The sequence below is a fragment of the Pseudomonas sp. YH-1 genome, from assembly GCF_051990045.1.
GTDB classification, from domain to species: domain Bacteria; phylum Pseudomonadota; class Gammaproteobacteria; order Pseudomonadales; family Pseudomonadaceae; genus Pseudomonas; species Pseudomonas nicosulfuronedens.
Genome location: NZ_CP178184.1, coordinates 2741121 through 2764769 on the forward strand (window position 1 = coordinate 2741121; position 23649 = coordinate 2764769).

Sequence of the window (23649 nt, forward strand, 5' to 3'; positions counted from 1 at the left end):
TATGCGCCCTACGCGGGTACTCCGGTTTTCCCTTCCACCAGAATCCCTTGTTCCCGCCCACAGACTTCCACCAGGAAATCCCACACCAGTCGCAGGCGCACCGACCGGTGCAATTCCCGCCGAGTACACATCCAGTATTCCCGTTCGATGAATTCCTCCGGCAGCACCGGCACCAGCCGCGGGTCGTGCAGGCCCATGTACTGCGGAAGGATGGCGATGCCGATGCCGGCCTGGGCGGCCTGTTGCTGGGCGACCACGCTGGTGCTGCGGAACACCACCTGCGGGTGGCGGCAGAAGCTGTGGTGGAACAGCAGTTCCTGGCTGAACAGCAGGTCGTCGACGTAGCCGATCCACGGGTGCTGGCTGAGGTCTTCGCGATCGCGCAGGGGTGGGGCTTTTTCCAGGTAGGCGGGGCTGGCGAACAGGCTCAGGCGGTAGCGGGTGAGCAGGCGGCTGATCACCAGGTCGGCGCTGGGGCGTTCCAGGGTAATGGCGATGTCCGCCTCGCGGTTGGTGATGCTGACGAAGCGCGGCACCGACACCAGTTCCACTTCCAGGCCCGGGTAGCGCTGCATCAGTTCGCCCAGGCGCGGGGCAAGGAACATGGTGCCCAGGCCTTCGGTGACACCGATGCGGATCTGCCCCAGCGGCGAGATGGCCTGGCTCATGTCCTCCTGGGCGAGCAGGGCGGTGTTCTCCATGGCCTCGGCGTGCTTGAGCAGCGCCTGGCCGGCTGGAGTGAGCTGGTAGCCGCCGGTGTGCTGGGCGAACAACTGGGTGCCGAGGTCGCGCTCGATGCTCTCGATATGCCGTGCCACTGTGGCGTGGGTGGTGCCCAGGCGCTTGGCGGTGGTCAGCAGGCGGCCGCTGCGGTGCAGCTCCAGGAAGTAGCGCAGGTCATTCCAGTCGAACATCTCGGCAGTCCTTGTTGTTAGAAAACGCACAGCAGCTGACTCGAAACGACTGTTCTTTTATCACGAACGAACGACTAGGCTCGGTCTTCAGATAAAAAGAACAAGCACGACGAGGTACTTCTCCATGCCCCAGGCACTGGATGCTTATGACTACCTGATCGTCGGCGCGGGCCCTGCCGGCTGCCTGCTGGCCAATCGTCTGTCCGCCGACCCTGCCAACCGTGTGCTGCTGCTCGAAGCGGGCGGCCCGGACAACTATCCCTGGATCCACATTCCCGTCGGCTACCTCTATTGCATCGGCAATCCGCGCACCGACTGGTGTTTCGACACCGAACAGGTGCCGGGCCTGAACGGCCGAGCCATCAAGTACCCGCGTGGGCGCACGCTCGGTGGTTGTTCCTCTATCAACGGCATGATTTACATGCGCGGCCAGGCGTTGGACTACGACGGTTGGGCGGCCGAGGGCAACCCCGGCTGGGGCTGGAACGATCTGCTGCCGCTGTTCATGAGGATGGAGGACCACTTCGGCGGGGCGAGCGAGCTGCATGGCGCGGGCGGCGAGTGGCGGGTGGAGAAGCAGCGGCTGTCGTGGACGATCCTTGATGCCTTCCGCGAGGCGGCGGCGCAGTCTGGTGTGCGCCCGGTTGAGGACTTCAACGGCGGCGACAACGAGGGCTGCGGCTACTTCCAGGTCAACCAGCGTTCCGGTGTGCGCTGGAACGCGTCGAAAGCCTTCCTGCGGCCCATCGCCAACCGACCCAATCTCACCGTGCTGACGAATGTCGAGGCCCTGCGCGTGCTGCTCGAGAACGGCCGCGCCGCCGGGCTGGAAGTGAGCTGGCAGGGCGCGCGGCGTGAGCTGCGGGCACGGCGTGAAGTGATTCTCTGCGCCGGGGCGATCAACACGCCGGTGCTGCTGCAACGCTCCGGCATCGGCCCGCGCGACCTGCTGGAGAAGCATGGCATCGGCGTGCGCCATGAGCTTTCCGGCGTGGGCGGCAACCTGCAGGACCACCTGCAATTGCGCCTGATCTACCGCATGAACGGCGCGCCTTCGCTGAACCAGATCGCCTCGACGCTGTGGGGCAAGATGGGCATGGGCCTGGAGTACCTGCTCAAGCGCAGCGGCCCGCTGTCCATGGCGCCAAGCCAACTGGGCGCGTTCGCCAAGTCCGACCCGAACCAGCGCTCGGCCAACCTCGAGTACCACGTGCAGCCGCTGTCGCTGGAGCGTTTCGGCGAGCCGCTGCACAGCTTCCCGGCGTTCACCGCTTCGGTGTGCGACCTGCGTCCATTGAGCCGTGGCACGGTCACGCTGCGCTCGCTGGACCCGCGCGACAAGCCGGTCATCCAGCCCAACTACCTGAGCCACCCGGAGGACCTGCGTGTGGCCGCCGATGCCATCCGCCTGACGCGACGCATCGCTGCTGCGCCCGCGCTCGCGCGCTACCAGCCGGTGGAGTTCAAGCCCGGCCTGGATTACCAGACTGAAGAAGACCTGCACCGCGCCGCCGCCGAGATCGGCACCACCATCTTCCACCCGGCCGGCACCTGCCGCATGGGGCAGGGCGAGGGTGCGGTGGTGGACAGCCAGCTGCGCGTCCACGGCATTCCCGGCCTGCGCATCGCCGATGCTTCGATCATGCCCAGCCTGACCTCCGGCAACAGTTGCTCGCCGGTGCTGGTGATCGCAGAAAAAGCCGCACAGATGATTTTGAGCGAACCCGCGCGCGGCGCGGAGGTCATCCCTTCCAGTGGGCGCACACAGGAGGAAGCCCCGGTGGCGTGACGGTATACGGCGGAGAGCCGCGTGCTTCGTAGGAATTGATGTAGAGGGTCGCTCCTACAAGGAGCTGAAAGAAACGGTATCGCGCGGTGTGACAGCCGTGGCAGTCGAGGCTGACAAAAACAAAAGCCCCCAGAAGGGGCAGGAGAGCCCGTAATGACCGATGTAGCACAGTCCAGCTCCTATGAGCGTCCCGCGACCTCGCGTCGCGACGAGCGCAAGGTGATCTTCGCCTCGTCGCTCGGCACGGTGTTCGAGTGGTACGACTTCTTTCTCTACGGCTCGCTGGCAGCGATCATCGCCAAGCATTTCTTCGCCGGGGTCAACGACACCACCGCCTTCATCTTCGCCCTGCTGGCGTTCGCTGCCGGCTTCCTTGTCCGACCGTTCGGCGCGCTGGTGTTCGGCCGACTGGGCGACATGATCGGGCGCAAGTACACCTTCCTCGTCACCATCCTGCTGATGGGGCTGTCGACCTTCGCCGTCGGCCTGCTGCCGGCCTACGCCACCATCGGGGTGGCGGCGCCGATCATCCTCATCGTGCTGCGCCTGCTGCAGGGCCTGGCACTGGGCGGTGAGTACGGCGGCGCTGCAATCTACGTGGCCGAGCACGCGCCGGACCACAAGCGCGGCGCCTACACCAGCTGGATCCAGTGCACCGCCACCGGCGGCCTGCTGCTCTCCCTGGTGGTGATCTGGGGCTGCCGCCAGATCACCGGGCCCGAGTTCGAAACCTGGGGCTGGCGCCTGCCGTTCCTGATCTCCATCGTGCTGCTGGGCATCTCCACCTGGATTCGCCTGTCCATGCACGAGTCGCCGGCCTTCCTGAAGATGAAGGCCGAGGGCAAGGTGAGCAAGTCGCCGCTCAAGGAGTCGTTCACCAACTGGAGCAACCTGAAGATCGTCCTGATCGCGCTGTTCAGCATCAACGCCGGCCAGGCGGTGACCTTCTACGCGGCGCAGTTCTACGTGATGTTCTTCCTCACCCAGGTGCTGAAGGTCGACCCGGCGCTGTCCAACGGACTGTTGATCATCTCCCTGGTGATCGGCGCGCCGCTGTTCGTGATCATGGGCTGGCTGTCGGACAAGGTCGGGCGCAAGCCAGTGCTGATCACCGGTCTGCTGCTGGCCACGGTGCTGTACTTCCCGCTGTTCAAGGCGCTGACCCATTACGCCAACCCGCAGATCGACGCGGCCTCGCGCCAGGCGCCGGTGACGGTGATGGCGGACCCGGCGACTTGTACCTTCCAGTTCGACCCGGTGGGCAAGGCCAAATTCGACAGCGCCTGCGACAAGGCCAAGACCCTGCTGGTGAAGGGCGGTGTGCCCTACAGTTCGGTGGCCGCGCCGGCCGGCAGCGAATTGGTGGTGACCGTGGGCGAGAAGCGTATCGAGGGTTTCGATGCCGCCGCGCTGGGCGCTGCGGTGAAGGACGCCGGGTACCCGACCGTGGCCGACTCCTCGCTGGTGAACCGGCCGATGGTGGTGGCGATCATCGTCGCGCTGATCTTCATCGCCACCTGCTGTTACGGCCCGCTGGCGGCGCTGATGGTCGAGCTGTTCCCGACGCGCATCCGCTACACCTCGCTGTCGCTGCCGTACCACATCGGCAACGGCTGGTTCGGCGGCTTGCTGCCGACCATCTCGTTCGCGCTGGTGGTGTACACCGGCAACATCTTCTACGGCCTTTGGTACCCGGTGCTGATCACGGCGATGAGCCTGGTCTGCTCGCTGCTGTTCCTGAAGGAGACCAAGGACAACGATATCCACGCCGACTGACGGCGCAAGGTGGAGAGAAGGGCGCCATTGGGCGCCCTTTTGCTTTTACCGGCGGAATCCGGGCTCGCCTGGCGGCCGGCGCTGGAATACCCTTGCGCTATTGCCTGGCGCGCCTTGCGCCGAACCCATCGCGGAGAGTCATCGAACATGAAACAGGAAATCGCCACCGTGACCGTCAGCGCCGAGCATTGGGGCCGCGAGACTGAAGCGGTGGACAATGCCCGCGTAACGGTGAGCCTGAGCGCGCCGGAAGAGGGTGTGATCGAGGTGAGCTTCAAGGGCCAACTGGATGCGCCGGAAGAGCCGACCCACGTCTGTGTGACGCTGGAGAACGGGCTTTCCTATTACGGCGAGATCAAGGATGGCGAGGCGAATGAAGAAGGTGGGTCGATTCGCTTCGAGGGCGAACTGATCGATCTGGAAGGGTTCTGACTCCTCCGGAGACCGCGGGCCCAGACCTGCAAAAAAAAGCCCGTCCAATGAAAAACCGGCCACAGGGGCCGGTTTTTCATTGCCTGCGGATATCCCTCACTGCTGCGGGAGCATCCCCTCGATGCGTTTGGCGAAGGCATTGGCCAGCGGGCCGTCGGCGAGCAGCAGCAGGTAGTCGTGCTCGGATTTGGCCGCCGGGGCGATCTGGTATTTCAGGGTGCCCGAGGCCACCTGGCCGACTACCGGTACGGTCAGGGTGCCGACGCATTCCAGGACGCCGCTGTCCGGGTCCTTTTCGATGATCGCCACATCTTTCAGCTCGGCTTTGCTCAACGCGTCGGACTGCGCGGACAGCGCGCCGGACAGGAAGATCTTCACCAGCTGGTTCTTCACGTCGTCCGAACCGCAGACCTTGGCTTCGTTGCCTCCGCAGGCGCTCAACAGCGCGGCGGCGGCCAGCACGGCCGACAATTTCAACAGTTTCATCTATCCACCCTGTGGCGTTCCATGATGGCCATTGGATAGGAAAAGGCCGGAAAAATTCCCCGTCGCCCCCCTCCAGTTTCGTTACTCAGTTGGCGAAACGGGAGAAGGACTGCTGGTCGTCAGACCACGAAGCGCGCCACCATCCCGTTCAGGTCCACGGCCAGGCGCGACAGCTCCTGGCTCGCTGCGCTGGTCTGGGTGGCGCCGGCAGAGGTCTGGGTCGCCAGGTCGCGGATGTTCAGCAGGTTGCGGTCCACCTCGCGGGCGACCTGGGCCTGCTCCTCGGTGGCGCTGGCGATCACCAGGTTGCGCTCGTTGATCAGCGACATGCGCTCCAGGATCACCACCAGCGAGGCACCGGCCTCGCCGGTGCGACTGACAGTACGCTCGGCGTGGGCGGTGCTGCTGAGCAAAGCGGCGACGGTGCGGTCGCTGCCGTTCTGGATGGCCGAGACCAGCTCTTCGATCTCGCGGGTCGAGCTCTGGGTGCGCTGGGCCAGCGAGCGCACCTCGTCGGCGACCACGGCGAAGCCTCGCCCGGCCTCGCCAGCGCGGGCCGCCTCGATGGCGGCATTGAGCGCCAGCAGGTTGGTCTGCTCGGCAACGCTGCGGATGACTTCCAGCACCTTGCCGATGTCCTGTGCCTGGTTCGCCAGCACTTCTGCCTGCTGCGACGCTTGGCCCACTTCGCCGGCCAGTGCGCCGATGGCGCTGGAGGTTTCGTCCACCCGCTCGCTGCCGCTACGGGCGGCGTCGATGGCCTCGCGGGAAGCGGCGGAGGTGGAGGCGGCGTTGCTGGCCACTTCCTCCACGGCGCTGGTCATCTGGTTGACGGCGGTGGCGGCCATTTCGATCTGGTCGCTCTGTTGTTGCAGCGCGCGGCTGCTTTCCTCCATGACGCTGTGCATTTCCTCGGCGGCCGAGGCCAGCTGGCTGGCCGAGTTGCCAATGCCACGGATGGTCTCGCGCAGGCTGTTCTGCATGTCCGCCAGGGCGTTGAGCAACTGCGCCGGCTCGTCACGGCCCTCGACGGTGAAACGCTGGCTGAGGTCGCCGCTGGCGATGGTCCGGGCTACGCGCACGGCCTGGTTGAGCGGCACGACGATACTGCGGGTGAGTTGCCAGGCCAGCAGCAGGGTGAGGCCGATGCTCAGTAGCAGGATGGCGCCGACTACCAGCCGGCCACTCTGGTATTGCTCCACGGCGCGGTCGGCGGCAGCGGCGGCGCCGTTGCGGTTGAGGTCGATCAGGGTGGTGAGGCGCTTGTTCAGCTCCGCGCCCTGCTGGGCGATGTTGCCGTTGAGGATGTGCAGCGCGCCTTCGTTGTCATCCTGGCGGACCTTCTCCAATAGCTGGTCAACGTAACCAAGGTAGCCGTCCAGCGCCTGGCGTAGCTCATCGGTGTGCTGCTGCTCCTCCGCACTGAGGATCAGCCGGCGGTAGTCGGCAAGCACCTTGTCCTTGTCCTGCCGCGCTTCGGCGATCAGCTCCAGGCTGTGCTGGCGGGCGGTACTGTCATGGTTGACCAGCAGGCGCATGGATTCCAGGCGGATGCGGGCGATGTCTCCCGACAGCTGGTTCATGTGGTTGATGCTCAGCAGCCAGTTGCTGTCGATTTCTTCTGAAGCGGCGCGCAAGGTCGAGAGCTTGTACAGCGAGAACAAGCCGAGAAACACCAGGAGCAGGCCCATGGCGGCGAAACCCAGGGACGCGCGGCGACCAATACTCATGCTTCTGAACATCGTGAATTTCCCTTTTCTTCATCCATTGTGTTGGGGCCATGGCCCTGCCATGTGCAGTGATGGCGCGGTGATATTACTGGGCGCCATTTTTTCGCAGCAGTGGCAAAACAGGACTAGCAGACGAAAAACCTGTCCGCTTTCGGGGAGGGGATCGTTCAGACGAGCGTGAGCCAGGCCAGCACGACGTAGCGCCCGACCTTGGCCAGCGTGACCAGCAACAGGAAGCGCCACAACGGCTCGCGCATGACGCCGGCAATCAGCGTCAGCGGGTCGCCGATCACCGGCGCCCAGCTCAGCAGCAACGACCAGCTGCCGAAGCGTCGGTAGTGGCGCTGGGCTTTTTCCAGCGCCGCATCGCTTACCGGGAACCAGCGTCTACCGTGCCAGCGCTCGATTCCGCGCCCCAGCAACCAGTTCACCAGCGAGCCCAGCACATTGCCCAGGCTGGCCGCCAGGAGAAGCGACCAAAGCGGGTACTGGCCGCCCAGCAGCAGGCCGACCAGCACGGCCTCCGATTGCAGGGGCAGCAAGGTGGCGGCGACGAAGGCGGAGAGGAAGAGACCGGCGTGGGCGGCGAGGGCGAGACTGAACATCGGCTAGGAGGGAAAAGGTCTTGAAAAGGGGCGGTCAGAATGACAGGAACCGCCGTACTAAAAATTTGGAATAAAGAGAGGAGCTTCAGACGTCTCCGGATACTATATGTCCTATCTTGCTGAGGATTTAGTAGGAATTTACATTCGCGCGATCACTCGCCCGAATCCATCATCCGTCGGCACGCCACACATCTTCTGGGGAACGCTGTGAAGAACTGGACTCTACGCCAACGCATCCTGGCCAGCTTTGCCGTCGTCATCGCGATCATGCTGCTGATGGTGGTGATTTCCTACACCCGTCTGCTGCGCGTGGAGGCCAGCACCAAGCGGGTCAGCGAAGACGCCATGCCGGGTACCTACGCCCTGACCACGGTGCGCTCGGCCTGGACCGACAGCATCCTGCTGACCCAGGTGACCATCGGGCTGAGCGACGGCAAGCCGCTGGACCAGGCACGCCGCCAGGAATTCCGGGCCATCCACGACTCGCTGGTGGAGCGTATTGCGCTGTATGAGCGTACGGTCAACGACACTCGCGACAAGGAAATCCTGGCCCGCTTCAAGCAGCAGGTGCAGAGTTACGACGCGTTGCTGGCGCAGCTGTTGGACCTTTACGGGAATGACCGCGAAGCGGCCCGCAAGGTGTTGCTGGAGCGCCTGGAGCCGGATTGGGAAACCGGCCGCAAGACGCTCAACGAACTGATTTCGCTGAACAAGGAAATCGCCGATGCGGCGGCCTCGGACATCGTCACCGAGGTGTCCACTGCCAAGGCGATCATGCTGATTTCCCTGCTGCTGGCTATCGTTGCCGCGGCAGTCTGTGGGCTGCTGCTGATGCGCGCCATCACCGAACCGGTCCGTCAGGTGGTGAAAGGCTTGCAAGTGATGGGCAGCGGTGATTTCACCACGCGTCTGGCCATGGAGCGCAACGACGAGTTCGCGGTGATCGAGACCGGCTTCAACGGCATGGCCGAGGAGCTCAAGGGCCTGGTATCTCAGGCCCAGCGCTCGGCCATCCAGGTGACTACCTCGGTGACCGAGATCGCCGCTACGTCCAAGCAGCAACAGGCCACCGCCACCGAAACGGCCGCCACCACCACCGAGATCGGTGCGACCTCACGGGAAATCGCCGCCACCTCGCGTGACCTGGTGCGCACCATGACCGAGGTGTCCTCGGCCGCCGAACAGACATCCACCCTGGCTGGGTCCGGCCAGCTGGGCCTGGCGCGCATGGAAGAGACCATGCACCACGTGATGGGCGCCGCCGAACTGGTCAACGCCAAGCTGGCGATCCTCAACGAGCGTGCCGGCAATATCAATCAGGTGGTCACCACCATCGTCAAGGTGGCCGACCAGACCAACCTGCTGTCGCTCAATGCCGCCATCGAGGCGGAGAAGGCCGGCGAATATGGCCGTGGTTTCGCGGTGGTCGCCACCGAAGTGCGCCGCCTGGCCGACCAGACCGCCGTGGCCACCTACGACATCGAGCAGATGGTGCGCGAGATCCAGTCCGCCGTGTCCGCCGGTGTGATGGGCATGGACAAGTTCTCCGAGGAGGTGCGCCGCGGCATCTCGGAAGTCGGCCAGGTCGGCGAGCAGCTCTCGCAGATCATCCAGCAGGTGCAGGCGCTGGCGCCCCGCGTGCAGATGGTCAACGAAGGCATGCAGGCCCAGGCCACCGGCGCCGAGCAGATCAACCAGGCGCTGGTGCAGCTCGGCGAGGCCACCGGGCAGACCGTGGAATCCCTGCGCCAGGCCAGCTTCGCCATCGACGAGCTGAACCTCGTGGCCAACGGACTGCGCAATGGCGTCTCCCGCTTCAAGGTCTGACGCCGCCGCGGCGGGCAGGCTGTACCTGCAGTTCCGCCTGGGTGGGGACCGCTATGCGCTGGATGTCCACGACGTCATTGAGGTGCTGCCGGTGCCTGCGCTCAAGCGTGTGCCGGAAGCACCGGCCTGGGTTGTCGGACTGTTCCCCCATCGCGGCGAGTTGCTGCCGGTGCTCGACCTGAGCCAACTGGCCTTCGGGTACAGCGCGCCGCGTCGCACCAGTACGCGGCTGGTGCTGGTGCGTTATCGCGCCAGGGGCGACGCTGTTGAACAGCGGCTCGGGCTGATCCTCGAGCAGGCGACCCACACCCTGCGCCGCGATCCGGCGGCCTTCCACGACTACGAACTGGATAACGGCAGCGCCCGTTACCTGGGCCCCGTGCTGGAGGACGAGCAAGGGTTGCTGCAGCGCGTGGGTGTCGATCAGTTGCTCAGTGACGAGGCCCGCGCGCGCCTGCTGCGTGATGCAGGGGAGGCGTCGGCATGAGCGATCCGCGTTTCGCCCAGTTGCTCAAGGAGCGCATCGGACTGGATGCCGAGTCGGTCGGCGAAGCCGTGATCGAGCGCGCTGTGCACCAGCGCATCAACAAGGTCAGCGGCGGCAGTGCCGAGCACTACTGGATGCTCCTGCAGGGTTCCGCCGAGGAAGTGCAGGCGCTGATCGAGGCGGTGATCGTCCCGGAGACCTGGTTCTTCCGATATCCCGAATCCTTCGGCGCGCTGGCCGACCTCGCGTCCCGGCGCGTGCTGGAACTGGCCGGCTCCCGGCCGCTGCGTATTCTCAGCCTGCCGTGCTCCACCGGCGAGGAACCGTACTCCATCGTCATGGCGCTACTGGACGCCGGTCTCGCGCCGTCTGCGTTCCAGGTGGATGCGTTGGACGTCAGCCGCGCGGTGCTGGAGCGGGCCGAGGAGGGGCGCTACGGGCGCAACTCGTTCCGCGGCTCCAATCTGACATTCCGTGACCGTTACTTCCGCGCCGACGGCAACGATTTCCAATTGGCCGAGGCCGTGCGCCACAAGGCTCGCTTCCGCGTCGGCAACCTGCTGGCACCGGGCTTGCTGGCCGGCGAGGCGCCCTATGATTACGTGTTCTGCCGCAACCTGCTGATCTACTTCGACCGCCCGACCCAGGAGCAGGTGGTGGATGTGCTGCACCGTCTGGCGCGACCCGATGGCGTGCTGTTCATCGGCCCCGCTGAAGCCAGCCTGATGTCGCGCATCGGCCTGCGCCCGCTGGGTGTGCCGCAGTCCTTCGCCTTCCCACGGCAGGGCGCCGATCCGGTTCCTCGCACAGCGCCGCTGAACTGGACTGCCCCGGCGCCGATTCCGCGTCCGGCTCCGCCCAAGCCCGCGCCGGCACGTCCGCGTCCGGTCGCCAAGCCTGAGCGGTCTGAGCAGTCGATGCCCTTGTCTGCCGATAAGGCGCTGGCGGAGATCGCCCGGTTGGCCAATTCCGGCCAGGCCGATGAAGCGCGCCAGCGCTGCGAGGCGCTGCTGACCAAGCAGGGGCCGAACGCCGAAGCCTTCTACTGGCTCGGCCTGCTGGCCGACGCCCAGGGGCAAGGCAGTGAGGCCCAGGCGTTCTACCGCAAGGCGCTGTATCTGCAACCCGATCACCAGGAAAGCCTGCAACATCTGGCCGCGCTGCTCGCGGCCCAGGGCGACATGGCCGGCGCCCGTCGCTTGCAGGAGCGCGCCGCGCGAGGAGTGAAGCGCAATGGTTGAACGCAATTTGTCATCCATCGGCAGTTCCGCCTTCGGCGATGACCTGCCGACGGTGGACGACTGCTGGAACCGCATCGGCGTGCGTGGCGACCGCAGCTGCCCGAAGCTGGCCGAGTACATCCATTGCCGCAATTGCCCGGTGCATGCCGCCGCTGCCATCAGCCTGCTGGACCGCTACGCGCTGGGCAGCGAAGGCGTGGAACTGGCTCCTGTCGAAGTCGCCGAAGCGGCTGTCGAGGAAGGCCGTCAGCACCTGATCTTCCGCCTTGGCGAGGAATGGTTGGGCCTGCCCACCCGTGCGCTGGCTGAGGTTGCTCCTGCGTGCGTGGTGCATTCGCTGCCGCACCAGCGCTCGCCCGCGCTGCTGGGCGTTGCCAATGTGCGCGGCACGCTGGTGGCCTGCATTTCCCTGGGCGAACTGCTGGGCCTCGACGCTCGCGCGGCCGCCCGTGACAACGCGCGCATCGTGCCGCGCATGCTGATCCTGGCCGCTGTCGGAGGGCCGATCATTTCGCCGGTGGATGAAGTGGACGGCATCCATGAGCTGGACGAGAAGGCCATCGTCGAAGCCGCCTCCCAGAGCCACGCCGCCAACGACCGCTTCACCCGCGGGGTGATGCAGTGGCGCAATCGCAGCATCCGCCTGCTCGACCAGGAAGCCCTGCTCGACGCCGCTACCCGGAGCCTCGCATGACCCCGGACCAGATGAAGGACGCGTCGATGCTGGAGCTGTTCCGCCTGGAGGCGGAGGCCCAGACGCAGGTGCTGGTGCAGGGCCTGATGGCGCTGGAGCGCAACCCGACCCAGGCCGACCAGCTCGAAGCCTGCATGCGCGCGGCGCACTCGCTCAAGGGCGCCGCGCGTATCGTCGGCCTCGATGCCGGCGTGCAAGTTGCCCACGTAATGGAGGACTGCCTGGTCGGTGCCCAGGAAGGCCGGCTGCTGCTGACCTCGGGGCATATCGACGCGTTGCTGGCCGGCACCGATATCCTCCTGCACATCGCCGATGCTCAGCCCGAGCGCGCCGAACAGGCCCAGCAGGGCGTGCCGGCCATGGTCGAACGCCTGCAGGCGCTGGTTTCCGGAAAGGCTCCGGCGCCGCCAACCGCGCCCGTTTCGGCACCCGTCCCAGAACTTGTCGAACCCCCTGCGCCGGCTGTCGAACTGCCCGCGCCCGCCGCCAACACTCCTGCTCCCGCCGAGCGGGCTCCGCGTCGTCGCTCCAGCGACAGCGATGAAGCCGGCGAGCGCGTGCTGCGGGTGACCGCCGAGCGCCTGAACCAGTTGCTCGACTACTCCAGCAAGTCGCTGGTGGAGTCCCAGCGCCTGAAGCCGCTGCTTGATTCGCTGCAGCGCCTCAAGCGTATCCAGGCCAGCGCCAGCCGTGTGCTCGACGGTGCCCGCGATGCCGCCAGCACGGCCAACCTCGACGCCGAAGCGCAGGCCTATCTGGCCGACGCACGCCGGCTGGTCGGTGAGTGCCAGCAACTGCTCAGCGAGCAGATCGCCGAGCTGGATGAGTTCAGCTTCAAGGCTGGCCAGCGAGCGCAGTCGCTTTATGACACCGCGCTGTCCTGCCGTATGCGGCCCTTCTCCGACGTGCTGTCCGGGCAGGCGCGGATGGTCCGCGACCTCGGCCGCTCGCTGGGCAAGACCGTGCGCCTGGACATCCAGGGCGCCACCACCCAGGTTGACCGCGACGTGCTGGAGAAGCTCGAAGCGCCGCTCACCCACTTGCTGCGCAACGCCGTCGACCACGGTATCGAATCCGCCGAAGTGCGCGCCCGCACCGGCAAGCCGGATGAGGGCAGCATCCAGCTGCTGGCCCGCCATCACGCCGGCATGCTGGTGCTGGAGCTGCAGGACGACGGCGCCGGCGTCGATCTCGACCGCCTGCGCTCGGCCATCGTGCGCCGCCAGCTGTCCACCGAGGAAACGGTGGCGCGCCTCACCGAGGAAGAGCTGCTGAGCTTCCTGTTCCTGCCCGGGTTCAGCATGCGGGAGCAGGTGACCGAGGTGTCCGGCCGCGGCGTCGGCCTGGACGCCGTGCAGCACATGGTGCGCCAGCTGCGCGGTGGCATCCGCATGGAGCAGGTGCGAGGGCAGGGGGCGCACTTCCATCTGGAAGTACCGCTGACGCTGTCCGTGGTGCGCAGCCTGGTCGTCAGCATTGGCGGTGAGGCCTACGCCTTCCCACTGGCGCACATCGAACGCATGCGCCGCCTGGCGTCGGACGAAATCGTCCAGCTCGAAGGCCGCCAGCAGTTCTGGCACGAAGGCCGGCATGTCGGCCTGGTATCCGCCAGCCAGCTGTTGCAGCGCCCCGATGGTGAAGCCGCGCCGGACGAGATCCCGGTGGTGGTGATCCGCGATCGAGAAAGCGCCTACGGCGTGGCCGTGGAGAAGTTCCTCGGTGAGCGCACCCTGGTGGTAGTACCGCTGGATACCCGGCTGGGCAAGGTGCAGGACGTTTCCGCCGGCGCGCTGCTGGATGACGGCACACCGGTGCTGATCCTCGACGTCGAGGACATGCTGCGTTCAGTGGAAAAACTCCTGGCCACCGGCCGCCTGGAGCGCATCGACCCCACCGGTCGCCTACTGGGTCCGGCGCGCAAGCGCGTGCTGGTGGTGGATGATTCGCTCACCGTGCGCGAGCTGGAGCGCAAGCTCCTGCTGGGCCGGGGTTATGACGTCGCCGTGGCCGTGGACGGCATGGACGGCTGGAACGCCCTGCGCTCGGAGCATTTCGACCTGGTCATTACCGACATCGACATGCCGCGCATGGACGGTATCGAGCTGGTCACCCTGATTCGCCGCGACACCCGCTTGCAGTCGCTGCCGGTGATGGTGGTGTCCTACAAGGACCGCGAAGAAGACCGTCGGCGCGGCCTGGATGCCGGCGCCGACTATTATCTGGCCAAGGCCAGCTTCCACGACGAGGCCCTGCTGGATGCGGTGGTCGACCTGATCGGAGGAGCACACGGGTGAAGATAGGGATAGTCAACGACATGCCGCTGGCGGTGGAAGCGATGCGCCGCGCGCTCGCCTTCGAACCGGCGCATCGCGTCGTCTGGGTCGCTGCCAATGGTGCCGAAGCGCTGGAGATGTGCGCCGCGCACAAGCCCGACGTGATCCTCATGGACCTGCTGATGCCAGTGATGGATGGCGTCGAGGCCACCCGCCGGATCATGGCCCAGAGCCCCTGCGCGATTATCGTCGTCACGGTCGACCTGGAACAGAACATGAGCCGGGTGTTCGACGCCATGGGCAACGGTGCAGTTGATGCGGTGAATACCCCGATCATCGGCGTCGGCGATCCCGCCGAAGCGGCCCGCCCGCTGCTGCGCAAGTTGCAGAACCTGGCCTGGCTCACCGCCCCGCGCGATACCCGGCCCACTACCAGCGTTTCCCCGGTACGCAAGGGGGGCGGCGCGCGCAAGCTGATCGCCATCGGCTCCTCGGCAGGCGGCCCCGCGGCGCTGGCGGACCTGTTCGCCCGGCTGCCGGCGGATTTCCCGGCGGCCGTCGTGGTGGTCCAGCACGTCGACGAGGTGTTCGCCGCCGGCATGGCCGAGTGGCTGTCCACCCAGTCGAAGATTCCCGTGCGCCTGGCGCGCAATGGCGAGCCGCCGCAGCCCGGCTGTGTGTTGCTGGCCGCGACCAATCACCATATCCGTCTGGTCAAGGGCGGTGAACTGGCCTACACCGCCGAGCCCAGCGGGCACATCTACCGGCCATCGATCGATGTGTTCTTCGACAGTGTGGTGGAACACTGGTCCGGCGATGCGGTCGGCGTGCTGCTCACCGGCATGGGCCGGGACGGTGCCGAAGGATTGAAACGCATGCGTGCGCGCGGCTTTTTGACGCTGGCCCAGGACCAGGCCAGCAGCGCCGTGTACGGTATGCCCAAGGCTGCGGCGGCGATCGGTGCCGCGGTGGAGATTCGTGCACTGGGCGACATTGCCCGAAGACTCGCTGAGGTCTGCGCCTGAGCGCAGCCTACGGAGCCCCCATCAGATGAACCCTTTGACGAGTGACTACCCCGTGAACACCCCAGGCGATTCCGCTGTGATGGTGCTGTTGGTCGACGATCAGCCGATGATCGGCGAGGCCGTGCGCCGCGCGCTGGCGGACGACCCCAGCATCGACTTCCATTTCTGCTCCGATCCGCACCAGGCCATCGCCCTGGCCATCCAGATCAAGCCCACGGTGATCCTCCAGGACCTGGTGATGCCCGGCGCCGATGGCCTTTCGCTGGTGCGCGAGTACCGTGCCAACCCGGCTACCCGCGACCTGCCGATCATCGTCCTGTCGACCAAGGAAGACCCGGCGGTCAAGAGCGCGGCATTCAGCGCCGGCGCCAACGACTACCTGGTCAAGCTGCCCGATGCCATCGAGTTGATTGCCCGGGTGCGCTACCACTCGCGTTCCTACCTCGCGCTGCTGCAGCGTGACGAGGCCTACCGCGCCCTGCGCGAGAGCCAGCAGCAGCTGTTGGAAACCAACCTGGTGCTGCAGCGGCTGATGAATTCCGACGGCCTGACCGGGCTGTCCAACCGCCGACACTTCGACGAATACCTGGAAATGGAGTGGCGTCGCGGCCTGCGCGACCAGACGCAGCTGTCGATCCTGCTGATCGACGTGGATCACTTCAAGGCCTACAACGACACCTTCGGCCACGTGCAGGGCGACGAGGCGCTGCGCCAGGTGGCCGGGGCGATCCGCACCAGCGCCAGCCGCCCCTCGGACCTGCCGGCGCGTTACGGCGGCGAGGAGTTCGTCATGGTCCTGCCCAACACCTCGCCCGGCGGCGCGCGCCTGCTGGCGGAGAAGCTGCGGCGCCTGGTGCAGGACCTGAACATCCGCCATGAACTGCCGACACCGGGTTCGTCGCTGACCATCAGCATCGGCGTGGCGACCCTGATCCCCCAGGCCGGGCAGGCCTGCCGCCAGCTCATCGAATTGGCCGACCAGGCGCTCTACAACGCCAAGCACGGTGGTCGAAACCAGGTGGCCATCGCCGGCTGAACGGGCGGGGAGGGTGCGGAAACGGTGAGCGTGCTTTGTCGTAAAGCCTGAAAGGGTGACAAAAAATCACGTATACTTGCCGGCTTTTCTACGCCCTTTACCCGTGAGAGATGCCCGCCATGGAAATCCAACCGATCCTCAACAGCATCAAGGACCTCTCCGACCGTACCCATTCGATTCGGGGGTATCTTTGACTACGATCTGAAACATGATCGTCTGATCGAAGTAAACCGCGAACTGGAAGACCCGGCGGTCTGGAACAAGCCCGAATACGCCCAGAACCTGGGCCGCGAGCGCGCCATGCTGGCGCAGATCGTCGAGACCCTCGACGAGCTCACCGGCGGTCTGGCCGATTCCCGCGACCTGCTCGACATGGCGGTCGAGGAGAATGACGAAGGCGCCGTCGGCGACGTTGAAGCCGAAGTCCAGCGCCTGCGCGAAATCCTCGAGAAGCTCGAATTCCGCCGCATGTTCAGTGGCGAGATGGACCCCAACAACGCCTACCTGGACATCCAGGCCGGCTCCGGCGGCACCGAAGCCCAGGACTGGGCCAACATGCTGCTGCGCATGTACCTGCGCTGGGCGGACAAGAACGGCTTCGATGCCGAGATCGTCGAGCTGTCCGAAGGCGAAGTCGCCGGCATCAAGGGCGCCACCGTGCACATCAAGGGCGAGTACGCGTTCGGCTGGCTGCGCACCGAGATCGGCGTGCACCGTCTGGTGCGCAAGAGCCCGTTCGATTCCGGCAACCGTCGCCATACCTCGTTCACCGCGGTGTTCGTCTCGCCTGAGATCGACGACAACATCGAGATCGAGATCAACCCGGCCGACCTGCGCATCGACACCTACCGCTCCTCCGGCGCGGGCGGTCAGCACGTGAACACCACCGACTCCGCGGTGCGTATCACCCACGTGCCGACCAACACCGTGGTGGCGTGCCAGAACGAACGCTCCCAGCACGCCAACAAGGACACCGCCATGAAGATGCTGCGGGCCCGGTTGTACGAGCAGGAGATGCAAAAGCGCACCGCCGCCTCGCAGGCGCTGGAAGACACCAAGTCCGATATCGGCTGGGGTCACCAGATCCGTTCCTACGTGCTCGACCAGTCGCGCATCAAGGACCTGCGTACCGGCGTGGAACGCAGCGATTGTGACAAGGTGCTCGACGGCGACCTGAACGAGTACCTCGAGGCCAGCCTCAAGCAAGGGCTCTGACGCAGAGCCCCATTGTAGGAGCGAGCTTGCTCGCGAACCCGTCCAAGAGCTTCGCGAGCAAGCTCGCTCCTACACGTATCCCCCAATTTGATTTAGACGCCAGGCAGATAGACGACCATGAGCGACCAACAACTCGACCAGCACGAACTGCAACAGGAAGAAAACAAGCTGATCGCCCAGCGCAAGGAAAAGCTTGCCGCCGTGCGTGAGGCCAAGGCCATCGCCTTCCCCAACGACTTCCGCCGCGAGAACTACTTCGCGGACCTGCAGAAACAGTACGAAACCGCGACCAAGGAAGAGCTGGAAGCAGCCGCCATCCCGGTCAAGGTTGCCGGTCGCATCATGCTCAACCGCGGCTCCTTCATCGTTCTGCAGGACAGCAGCGGCCGCCTGCAGGTCTACGTGAACCGCAAGACCCTGCCCGAAGAGACCCTGGCCGAGATCAAGACCTGGGACCTGGGCGACATCATCGGCGCCGAAGGCACCCTGGCCCGTTCCGGCAAGGGCGACCTGTACGTCGAGATGACCAGCGTGCGCCTGCTGACCAAGTCGCTGCGCCCGCTGCCGGACAAGCACCACGGCCTGACCGACACCGAGCAGCGCTACCGCCAGCGCTACGTCGACCTGATCGTCAACGAAGAAACCCGCCACACCTTCCGTGTGCGTTCCCAGGTCATCGCCCACATCCGTCGCTTCCTGTCCGATCGCGGCTTCCTCGAAGTGGAAACCCCGATGCTGCAGACCATCCCCGGCGGCGCGGCGGCCAAGCCCTTCGAAACCCACCACAATGCGCTGGACATGGCCATGTTCCTGCGGATCGCCCCGGAGCTGTACCTCAAGCGCCTGGTGGTCGGTGGCTTCGAGAAGGTCTTCGAGATCAACCGCAACTTCCGTAACGAAGGCGTCTCGACCCGGCACAACCCCGAGTTCACCATGCTCGAGTTCTACCAGGCCTACGCCGACTACGAAGACAACATGGACCTGACGGAGGAGCTGTTCCGCGAGCTGGCCCAGGCCGTGCTCGGCAGTACCGACGTGCCCTATGGCGACAAGGTCTTCCACTTTGGCGAGCCGTTTGCCCGCCTGTCCGTGTTCGACGCCATCCTCAAGTACAACCCGGAACTCACCGCGGCTGACCTGACCGACCTCGAGAAGGCTCGCGCCATCGCCAAGAAGGCCGGCGCCAAGGTCCTCGGCCACGAAGGCCTGGGCAAGCTGCAGGTGATGATTTTCGAAGAGCTGGTCGAGCACAAGCTGGAGCAGCCGCACTTCATCACCCAGTACCCGTTCGAAGTGTCCCCGCTGGCGCGCCGCAACGACAACGACCCGAGCGTTACCGACCGCTTCGAGCTGTTCATCGGTGGCCGCGAGATCGCCAACGCCTACTCCGAGCTCAACGACGCCGAAGACCAGGCCGAGCGCTTCATGCTGCAGGTCAAGGAGAAGGATGCCGGTGACGACGAGGCGATGCACTACGACGCCGACTTCGTCAACGCGCTCGAATACGGCATGCCACCCACCGCCGGCGAAGGCATCGGCATCGACCGCCTGGTGATGCTGCTGACCAACTCGCCGTCGATCCGCGACGTCATCCTCTTCCCGCACATGCGCCCGCAGGCGTAAGTGCAGGATCGGTGAGAAAGGCCGCCTTCGGGCGGCCTTTCTCGTTTGGGCAGCGGACGGCTTTTGTAGGAGCGAGCTTGCTCGCGAACTGTTCCACTCAGGTGCTTCCGGTGAGTCCGTTCGCGAGCAAGCTCGCTCCTACAGGGACGTGGGATTTGGGCGGTATGCCATCCGACGAAGTGCACCCGCGCACCGTGGCTCGGCGTGCCTGTGGCACGTCTCACTCCCAGGCCTGATTCCCAGCCGCCTGCTCTGCCTCGCGGTCTGCTCTGTGCGCCGGTGTCGCAGCTGCACGGCGGCAATTGTTTTCCCACAGAAAAGCTCGAACAATGCGCCATCAGGCCGCGCCGCCGGAGGTAATGCCAGTGACCCAAGTGTCCCCGCGAGACAGCGCAGCGCAAGTCGCCAGCGCCATCGCAGAAAGTGTCAAATACCAGGGCCGCAAGGCCAGCCGCCAGGGCAGCGAGCAGCGCCGCCAGGCGATCCTCGACGCCGCCCTGCGGATCATCGTGCGTGATGGTGTCCGCGCCGTGCGCCACCGCGCCGTGGCCGCCGAGGCGGGTGTGCCGCTATCGGCCACGACGTATTACTTCAAGGATATCCAGGACCTCATCACCGACACCTTCGCGCTGTTCGTCGAACGCAGCGCCGAAGCCCTGTCGACTTTCTGGGGCAGCGTCGAGGGTGACCTTCAGGCCATGGCCGCCGGCCTCGCCCAGGACGACCCGCAGGCACGCCGGGAGTTGACCGCCAATATCGTCGAGCTGGCGATCAAGTACGTGCAGGTCCAGCTCACCGAGCGCCGCGAGCACCTGCTGGCCGAACAGGCCTTCCGCCAGGAAGCGCTGCTCAACCCCAGCCTCAGCGATCTGGCGCAGCGTCACCGGCGGATTCTGTCCCTGGGCGTAGTGCATTTCTTCGAAGTGCTCGGCTCCAGACAGCCCGAGCAGGATGCCCGGGTGTTGACGGCCATCATCCTGCAGATGGAGTATCAGGGCCTGCTGGACGGGGCCGATCACCTGCAGATCGAGGAAATGCGTGCCATCCTTAGCCGCTATCTCGACCTGGTGATGGGCCTGTAGCCCCGGCTGCTGCATTCCAACCCCGCCATCCGGCGGGGTTTTCGTGTCGGAACTCTGGAGGCCTCTGCGCATCGCATGGGAAGGCATCCGGACCTAAGGAGGGCGTGATGAAAGTCTGGCGTGCACTGCTGCTGTTGAGCATCGGCTTGCTCAGTGGCTGTCTGGTGACGTTCAAGGACCCGATTCCGGCCAACGAGCCCGCTCCGGCTCACCTGCTGGGCCAGTGGTCGCGTGTGGACGAGTACGGCGAGGAGCAGTTCCTCGAAGTCACCCGTTCCGGCTCCAACCTTTACCGCGCTGTCAGCTATGTCGACAGCAAGGACAATACCGACAGCGTCGAGGACTTCGGCTTCACCGTCGCCCACCACGGCAAGCGCTGGTATCTGTCGGCCGGTTTGCCGAAAAGCATGGGTGGCAACTTCGCCCTGGCCGGCTTCGAGATCACCGACAAGGACGAACTGGTGATCTATAACCTGGATGTCGAGCACATCCTGCAGGACATGAAGGAAGGCGCGCTCAAGGGCGAGAAGGTCGACACCGAGCAGGGCGCCGGCGCCCTGGTGACCAGCCCGTTGCCCCAGGTGATCACCTACCTCAACGATCCGGCCAACTCTGATGTGTTCGTCGAAGTGCTGCGCTTTTCGCGCGTGACCCCGGGAGAACAGCAATGACCCCACGGCGCAAGAAGTCCACGCCCAACGAATACCAGCAGATCATTCGCGGCCTGTCTGACCGCATCGTCGAGGCGCAGACGCCGATCCGCGTGCTTGACGCCATCAAGTGGGATGACGGCATCCGCGATGACTTCCTCAAGGGCCGTGGCAAGCACGCGCCCAAGGTCGACCGTGCCTACTACGACAGCCGTCCGCTGTCCTTCGACAGCAGCGCGAAGAAGCAGGAATTCCAGAACATCGAGCGCGACATCACCCGTCACCTGGGGCAGTTCAACCCGGTCGGGCAGATCATGCGGCGCATGTGCAAGGAATACCGCATGGTCATCCGCATGCTCGAAGCGCGCGGCACCCAGGACTTCGGCCTGATTTCCCAGGAGCTCTACGGCTCAGCCTCCGACGCCTTCCACGCCGGCGACCCGACCTTGGCTGACCTGGGCCTGATGCTTTCGGATTACCTGAACAATATCGCTGACCGTGGTGACCTCAAGGATGAGCCCAAGACCCTGACTGCCAGCGACGCGGTGAAGATGCTGCAGGAACGCCTGAACAAGGTGTTCGACGGCAAGGAAGACACCATCCGTGTCTTCGAATCCGACGGTATCGTGGCCGACGCCGCGGCTGGCGCCGACTACATCAAGGTGCGCGCCGATGCCATGTTCAATGAGCGCGATGTGCGCGCGCTGGAAGTTCATGAAGGCCTGGTGCACGTCGGCACCACGCTGAACGGCCTCAACCAGCCGATCTGCACCTTCCTCGCCAAGGGGCCGCCGTCCTCCACCGTGACCCAGGAAGGCCTGGCGATCCTGATGGAAGTCATCGCCTTTGCCTCCTACCCGACGCGCCTGCGCAAGCTCACCAACCGCACGCGAGCCATCCACATGGCCGAAGAGGGCGCGGATTTCCTCGAGGTGTTTCACTTCTACCGCGAGCAGAACTACAGCGTGGAAAGCAGCTACCAGAACGCCAGTCGGGTGTTCCGTGGCTCGACCCCTGTCGGCCTGCCCTTCACCAAGGACCTGTCGTACCTCAAGGGCTTCATCCTGATCTACAACTACATCCAGCTCGCGGTGCGCAAGGGCAAGCTGGAGCAGATCCCGCTGCTGTTCTGCGGCAAGGCCACCCTGGAAGACATGCGCACCTTGCGCCAGCTGGTGGACGAGGGCCTGGTGGTGCCGCCCAAGTACCTGCCTCCGCAGTTCCGCGACCTCAACGCCTTGTCGGCGTGGATGTGCTTCTCCAACTTCCTCAATCACCTCAGCCTCGACCGCATCGAGGCGGATTACGCCAATATCCTCTGACTGCCTACGCGGGATGGACCGCGGTCGTAGCACGGTGTGGAGCGAAGCGATACCCATCGATGTTTCGGTGCTGCAGGGTGATGGGTATCGCAGGCTCCACCCATCCTACGCAAGGTGTTTCCCTGCAATCCCGGGGTGATGTATGCCAAGGACGAACTCATGCTGAACCGCTGTTTCCGCGCCGCCACTCTGACCTTGCTCCTCGCACTCGGCGGCTGCAGCTCGTTGCTGTTCTACCCCAGCGACGACGTCGCCATCACCCCGGCCCGCGCCAAGCTGGACTACCGCGACGTCACGATCACCACCGCCGACGGTGTGAGGCTGGGCGGCTGGTGGCTGCCGGCAAAGGCGGGTGTGCCGGTGAAGGGCACCGTACTGCACCTGCACGGCAACGGCGGCAACATGGCCTGGCACCTGGGCGGCGCCTACTGGCTGCCGGAGCAGGGCTATCAGGTACTGATGCTGGATTACCGTGGCTACGGAAAGTCCCAGGGCGAACCCAGCCTACCGGCGATCTACCAGGACATCGACGCTGCTTTCGCCTGGCTGGACAAGGCTCCGGAGGTGCAGGGCAAACCGGTGATCCTGCTCGGCCAGAGCCTGGGCGGTGCCCTGGCGGTGCACTACCTGGGCCAGCATCCCGACCGGCAGAAGCAACTGCACGCGGTTGTGCTGGACGGCGTGCCGGCCAGTTACCGCGACGTCGCGCAATACACCCTCGGCAACGCCTGGCTGACCTGGCCGCTGCAGGTCCCGCTGTCCTGGCTGGTGCCCGATGGCGACAGCGCTATCCGTTCCATGCCGCGACTTTCTGGCGCACCCGTGCTGCTCTTCCACAGCATCGACGATACCATTGTGCCCCTGGACAACGGCCTGAGCCTCTACAAGGCCGCGTCGCCGCCCAAGGTCTTCCAGCTGACGCGCGGCAACCACGTGGAGACCTTCGGCGAACCCGTGTGGCGCGAAGTGATGCTGCGCTTCCTCGATGACCCGCAGCACTTCACCGGTTTGCGTCGTCTGGCTGAAGTCCCGAACTATCCCTCTCCGGCGAAGCCACAGGAATCGCAGGCGGACCCGAAACAACAAGGCACCCCATGAACGACCGCAACCCGATCTCCTACATTCTCACCGTCATCGCCACCATCTTCGTCTCGGTCGGCACGCTCTGGTACTACGGCTACCTGCACTTCGCCAAGCCCGAGGATGCGCTGGAACTGACCCAGTTCACCATGCTGAAAAGCATTCCGGGCCAGGACACCAAGCTGTCCCTGGACCCGGCCGACCAGCAGGCGCAGTGCATCGACGGAGTACTGGTGATGTTCGACATGACCCAGAAGGGCCTGACCGGTGTGCTGGTCGACGGTCGCAAGCGCGCCGTGCGCTGCATGGGCGAGCAGACCCCGCAAGAGGTCAAGTGACGGCGAGCCCGCCGTCGCAGGCCA

The 23649-nt window shown here is 65.4% G+C and carries 21 protein-coding genes; 17 read left to right on the forward strand and 4 right to left on the reverse strand.

The window, feature by feature from the left end; genetic code table 11:
* Positions 1-8: 8 nt before the first annotated feature.
* Positions 9-914: a LysR family transcriptional regulator gene (locus ACKI1H_RS12830; protein ID WP_138520811.1), complete on the reverse strand. Its 906-nt coding sequence runs from the start codon at positions 912-914 to the stop codon at positions 9-11.
* A gap of 124 nt (positions 915-1038) precedes the next feature.
* Here ACKI1H_RS12830 and ACKI1H_RS12835 point away from each other — a divergent pair, with 124 nt between their 5' ends.
* The 3 genes from ACKI1H_RS12835 to ACKI1H_RS12845 all read left to right on the forward strand — a co-directional run bounded on the left by ACKI1H_RS12835 (position 1039) and on the right by ACKI1H_RS12845 (position 4911).
* A complete protein-coding gene (locus ACKI1H_RS12835; RefSeq protein WP_440468536.1) occupies positions 1039-2703 on the forward strand; it encodes a GMC family oxidoreductase in 1665 nt (554 codons plus the stop codon).
* A 153-nt stretch (positions 2704-2856) separates the two neighbouring features.
* Positions 2857-4479 carry an MFS transporter gene (locus ACKI1H_RS12840; RefSeq protein WP_440468537.1) on the forward strand — a complete coding sequence of 541 codons (1623 nt, stop codon included), beginning with the start codon at positions 2857-2859 and terminating at the stop codon, positions 4477-4479.
* Positions 4480-4626: 147 nt separating this feature from the next.
* A complete protein-coding gene (locus ACKI1H_RS12845; protein WP_138520814.1) occupies positions 4627-4911 on the forward strand; it encodes a hypothetical protein in 285 nt (94 codons plus the stop codon).
* Positions 4912-5007: 96 nt separating this feature from the next.
* Here the strand turns inward: ACKI1H_RS12845 and ACKI1H_RS12850 are convergent, their stop codons facing one another.
* The 3 genes from ACKI1H_RS12850 to ACKI1H_RS12860 all read right to left on the reverse strand — a co-directional run bounded on the left by ACKI1H_RS12850 (position 5008) and on the right by ACKI1H_RS12860 (position 7732).
* Positions 5008-5397, reverse strand: coding sequence for a hypothetical protein (locus tag ACKI1H_RS12850; protein ID WP_138520815.1), 390 nt, complete (start codon positions 5395-5397; stop codon positions 5008-5010).
* Between the two features lie 119 nt (positions 5398-5516).
* The gene (locus tag ACKI1H_RS12855) at positions 5517-7139 is read right to left on the reverse strand and encodes a methyl-accepting chemotaxis protein (RefSeq protein WP_440468538.1); all 1623 of its coding nucleotides are present in this window, start codon (positions 7137-7139) and stop codon (positions 5517-5519) included.
* Positions 7140-7294: 155 nt separating this feature from the next.
* Positions 7295-7732 carry a YqaA family protein gene (locus ACKI1H_RS12860; RefSeq protein ID WP_440468539.1) on the reverse strand — a complete coding sequence of 146 codons (438 nt, stop codon included), beginning with the start codon at positions 7730-7732 and terminating at the stop codon, positions 7295-7297.
* 207 nt (positions 7733-7939) lie between these two features.
* On the opposite strand from ACKI1H_RS12860, the gene ACKI1H_RS12865 reads away from it, so the two are divergent.
* From ACKI1H_RS12865 to ACKI1H_RS12930, 14 genes are all read left to right on the forward strand, one after another.
* The gene (locus ACKI1H_RS12865) at positions 7940-9559 is read left to right on the forward strand and encodes a methyl-accepting chemotaxis protein (RefSeq protein WP_138520818.1); all 1620 of its coding nucleotides are present in this window, start codon (positions 7940-7942) and stop codon (positions 9557-9559) included.
* Positions 9534-10046: a chemotaxis protein CheW gene (locus ACKI1H_RS12870; protein ID WP_138520819.1), complete on the forward strand. Its 513-nt coding sequence runs from the start codon at positions 9534-9536 to the stop codon at positions 10044-10046. Before ACKI1H_RS12865 ends, ACKI1H_RS12870 begins: the two co-directional genes overlap by 26 nt.
* On the forward strand, positions 10043-11287 hold the full coding sequence (locus tag ACKI1H_RS12875) for a CheR family methyltransferase (protein WP_440468540.1): 1245 nt from the start codon (positions 10043-10045) through the stop codon (positions 11285-11287). The genes ACKI1H_RS12870 and ACKI1H_RS12875 overlap by 4 nt, the downstream gene beginning before the upstream one ends.
* The gene (locus ACKI1H_RS12880) at positions 11280-11981 is read left to right on the forward strand and encodes a chemotaxis protein CheW (protein WP_138520821.1); all 702 of its coding nucleotides are present in this window, start codon (positions 11280-11282) and stop codon (positions 11979-11981) included. Before ACKI1H_RS12875 ends, ACKI1H_RS12880 begins: the two co-directional genes overlap by 8 nt.
* Positions 11978-14275 (forward strand): hybrid sensor histidine kinase/response regulator, encoded by a 2298-nt coding sequence (locus ACKI1H_RS12885; RefSeq protein WP_440468541.1) that lies wholly within the window; start codon positions 11978-11980, stop codon positions 14273-14275. The genes ACKI1H_RS12880 and ACKI1H_RS12885 overlap by 4 nt, the downstream gene beginning before the upstream one ends.
* Positions 14272-15279: a chemotaxis response regulator protein-glutamate methylesterase gene (locus ACKI1H_RS12890; protein WP_138520823.1), complete on the forward strand. Its 1008-nt coding sequence runs from the start codon at positions 14272-14274 to the stop codon at positions 15277-15279. Before ACKI1H_RS12885 ends, ACKI1H_RS12890 begins: the two co-directional genes overlap by 4 nt.
* 25 nt (positions 15280-15304) lie before the next feature.
* Positions 15305-16315 carry a response regulator gene (locus ACKI1H_RS12895; protein ID WP_138520824.1) on the forward strand — a complete coding sequence of 337 codons (1011 nt, stop codon included), beginning with the start codon at positions 15305-15307 and terminating at the stop codon, positions 16313-16315.
* A 119-nt stretch (positions 16316-16434) separates the two neighbouring features.
* Positions 16435-17530, forward strand: a protein-coding gene (prfB, locus tag ACKI1H_RS12900; RefSeq protein ID WP_100227314.1) for a peptide chain release factor 2 whose coding sequence is annotated in 2 segments (ribosomal slippage) — positions 16435-16506 and positions 16508-17530 — 1095 coding nt in all. Because the reading frame shifts where the segments join, the coding sequence is not laid out codon by codon here.
* Between the two features lie 117 nt (positions 17531-17647).
* Positions 17648-19153 carry a lysine--tRNA ligase gene (gene lysS / locus ACKI1H_RS12905; protein WP_138520825.1) on the forward strand — a complete coding sequence of 502 codons (1506 nt, stop codon included), beginning with the start codon at positions 17648-17650 and terminating at the stop codon, positions 19151-19153.
* A 365-nt stretch (positions 19154-19518) separates the two neighbouring features.
* Positions 19519-20235, forward strand: coding sequence for a TetR/AcrR family transcriptional regulator (locus ACKI1H_RS12910; protein ID WP_138520826.1), 717 nt, complete (start codon positions 19519-19521; stop codon positions 20233-20235).
* 107 nt (positions 20236-20342) lie between these two features.
* Complete coding sequence (locus tag ACKI1H_RS12915; protein ID WP_440468542.1) at positions 20343-20906, forward strand: hypothetical protein; 564 nt, start codon at positions 20343-20345, stop codon at positions 20904-20906.
* The gene (locus tag ACKI1H_RS12920) at positions 20903-22207 is read left to right on the forward strand and encodes a flavohemoglobin expression-modulating QEGLA motif protein (protein ID WP_081517831.1); all 1305 of its coding nucleotides are present in this window, start codon (positions 20903-20905) and stop codon (positions 22205-22207) included. The genes ACKI1H_RS12915 and ACKI1H_RS12920 overlap by 4 nt, the downstream gene beginning before the upstream one ends.
* 159 nt (positions 22208-22366) lie before the next feature.
* On the forward strand, positions 22367-23305 hold the full coding sequence (locus tag ACKI1H_RS12925) for an alpha/beta hydrolase (protein ID WP_440468543.1): 939 nt from the start codon (positions 22367-22369) through the stop codon (positions 23303-23305).
* Positions 23302-23625 (forward strand): hypothetical protein, encoded by a 324-nt coding sequence (locus ACKI1H_RS12930; RefSeq protein ID WP_440468544.1) that lies wholly within the window; start codon positions 23302-23304, stop codon positions 23623-23625. Before ACKI1H_RS12925 ends, ACKI1H_RS12930 begins: the two co-directional genes overlap by 4 nt.
* Positions 23626-23649: the final 24 nt, after the last annotated feature.

Bases quoted from the DNA above. Each gene is read 5' to 3' on its own strand.
- ACKI1H_RS12830 (WP_138520811.1), bottom strand. From the start codon at position 914: ATGTTCGACTGGAATGACCTGCGCTACTTCCTGGAGCTGCACCGCAGC.
- ACKI1H_RS12835 (WP_440468536.1), top strand. From the start codon at position 1,039: ATGCCCCAGGCACTGGATGCTTATGACTACCTGATCGTCGGCGCGGGC.
- ACKI1H_RS12840 (WP_440468537.1), top strand. From the start codon at position 2,857: ATGACCGATGTAGCACAGTCCAGCTCCTATGAGCGTCCCGCGACCTCG.
- ACKI1H_RS12845 (WP_138520814.1), top strand. From the start codon at position 4,627: ATGAAACAGGAAATCGCCACCGTGACCGTCAGCGCCGAGCATTGGGGC.
- ACKI1H_RS12850 (WP_138520815.1), bottom strand. From the start codon at position 5,397: ATGAAACTGTTGAAATTGTCGGCCGTGCTGGCCGCCGCCGCGCTGTTG.
- ACKI1H_RS12855 (WP_440468538.1), bottom strand. From the start codon at position 7,139: ATGTTCAGAAGCATGAGTATTGGTCGCCGCGCGTCCCTGGGTTTCGCC.
- ACKI1H_RS12860 (WP_440468539.1), bottom strand. From the start codon at position 7,732: ATGTTCAGTCTCGCCCTCGCCGCCCACGCCGGTCTCTTCCTCTCCGCC.
- ACKI1H_RS12870 (WP_138520819.1), top strand. From the start codon at position 9,534: ATGGCGTCTCCCGCTTCAAGGTCTGACGCCGCCGCGGCGGGCAGGCTG.
- ACKI1H_RS12875 (WP_440468540.1), top strand. From the start codon at position 10,043: ATGAGCGATCCGCGTTTCGCCCAGTTGCTCAAGGAGCGCATCGGACTG.
- ACKI1H_RS12880 (WP_138520821.1), top strand. From the start codon at position 11,280: ATGGTTGAACGCAATTTGTCATCCATCGGCAGTTCCGCCTTCGGCGAT.
- ACKI1H_RS12885 (WP_440468541.1), top strand. From the start codon at position 11,978: ATGACCCCGGACCAGATGAAGGACGCGTCGATGCTGGAGCTGTTCCGC.
- ACKI1H_RS12895 (WP_138520824.1), top strand. From the start codon at position 15,305: ATGAACCCTTTGACGAGTGACTACCCCGTGAACACCCCAGGCGATTCC.
- lysS (WP_138520825.1), top strand. From the start codon at position 17,648: ATGAGCGACCAACAACTCGACCAGCACGAACTGCAACAGGAAGAAAAC.
- ACKI1H_RS12915 (WP_440468542.1), top strand. From the start codon at position 20,343: ATGAAAGTCTGGCGTGCACTGCTGCTGTTGAGCATCGGCTTGCTCAGT.
- ACKI1H_RS12920 (WP_081517831.1), top strand. From the start codon at position 20,903: ATGACCCCACGGCGCAAGAAGTCCACGCCCAACGAATACCAGCAGATC.
- ACKI1H_RS12925 (WP_440468543.1), top strand. From the start codon at position 22,367: ATGCTGAACCGCTGTTTCCGCGCCGCCACTCTGACCTTGCTCCTCGCA.
- ACKI1H_RS12930 (WP_440468544.1), top strand. From the start codon at position 23,302: ATGAACGACCGCAACCCGATCTCCTACATTCTCACCGTCATCGCCACC.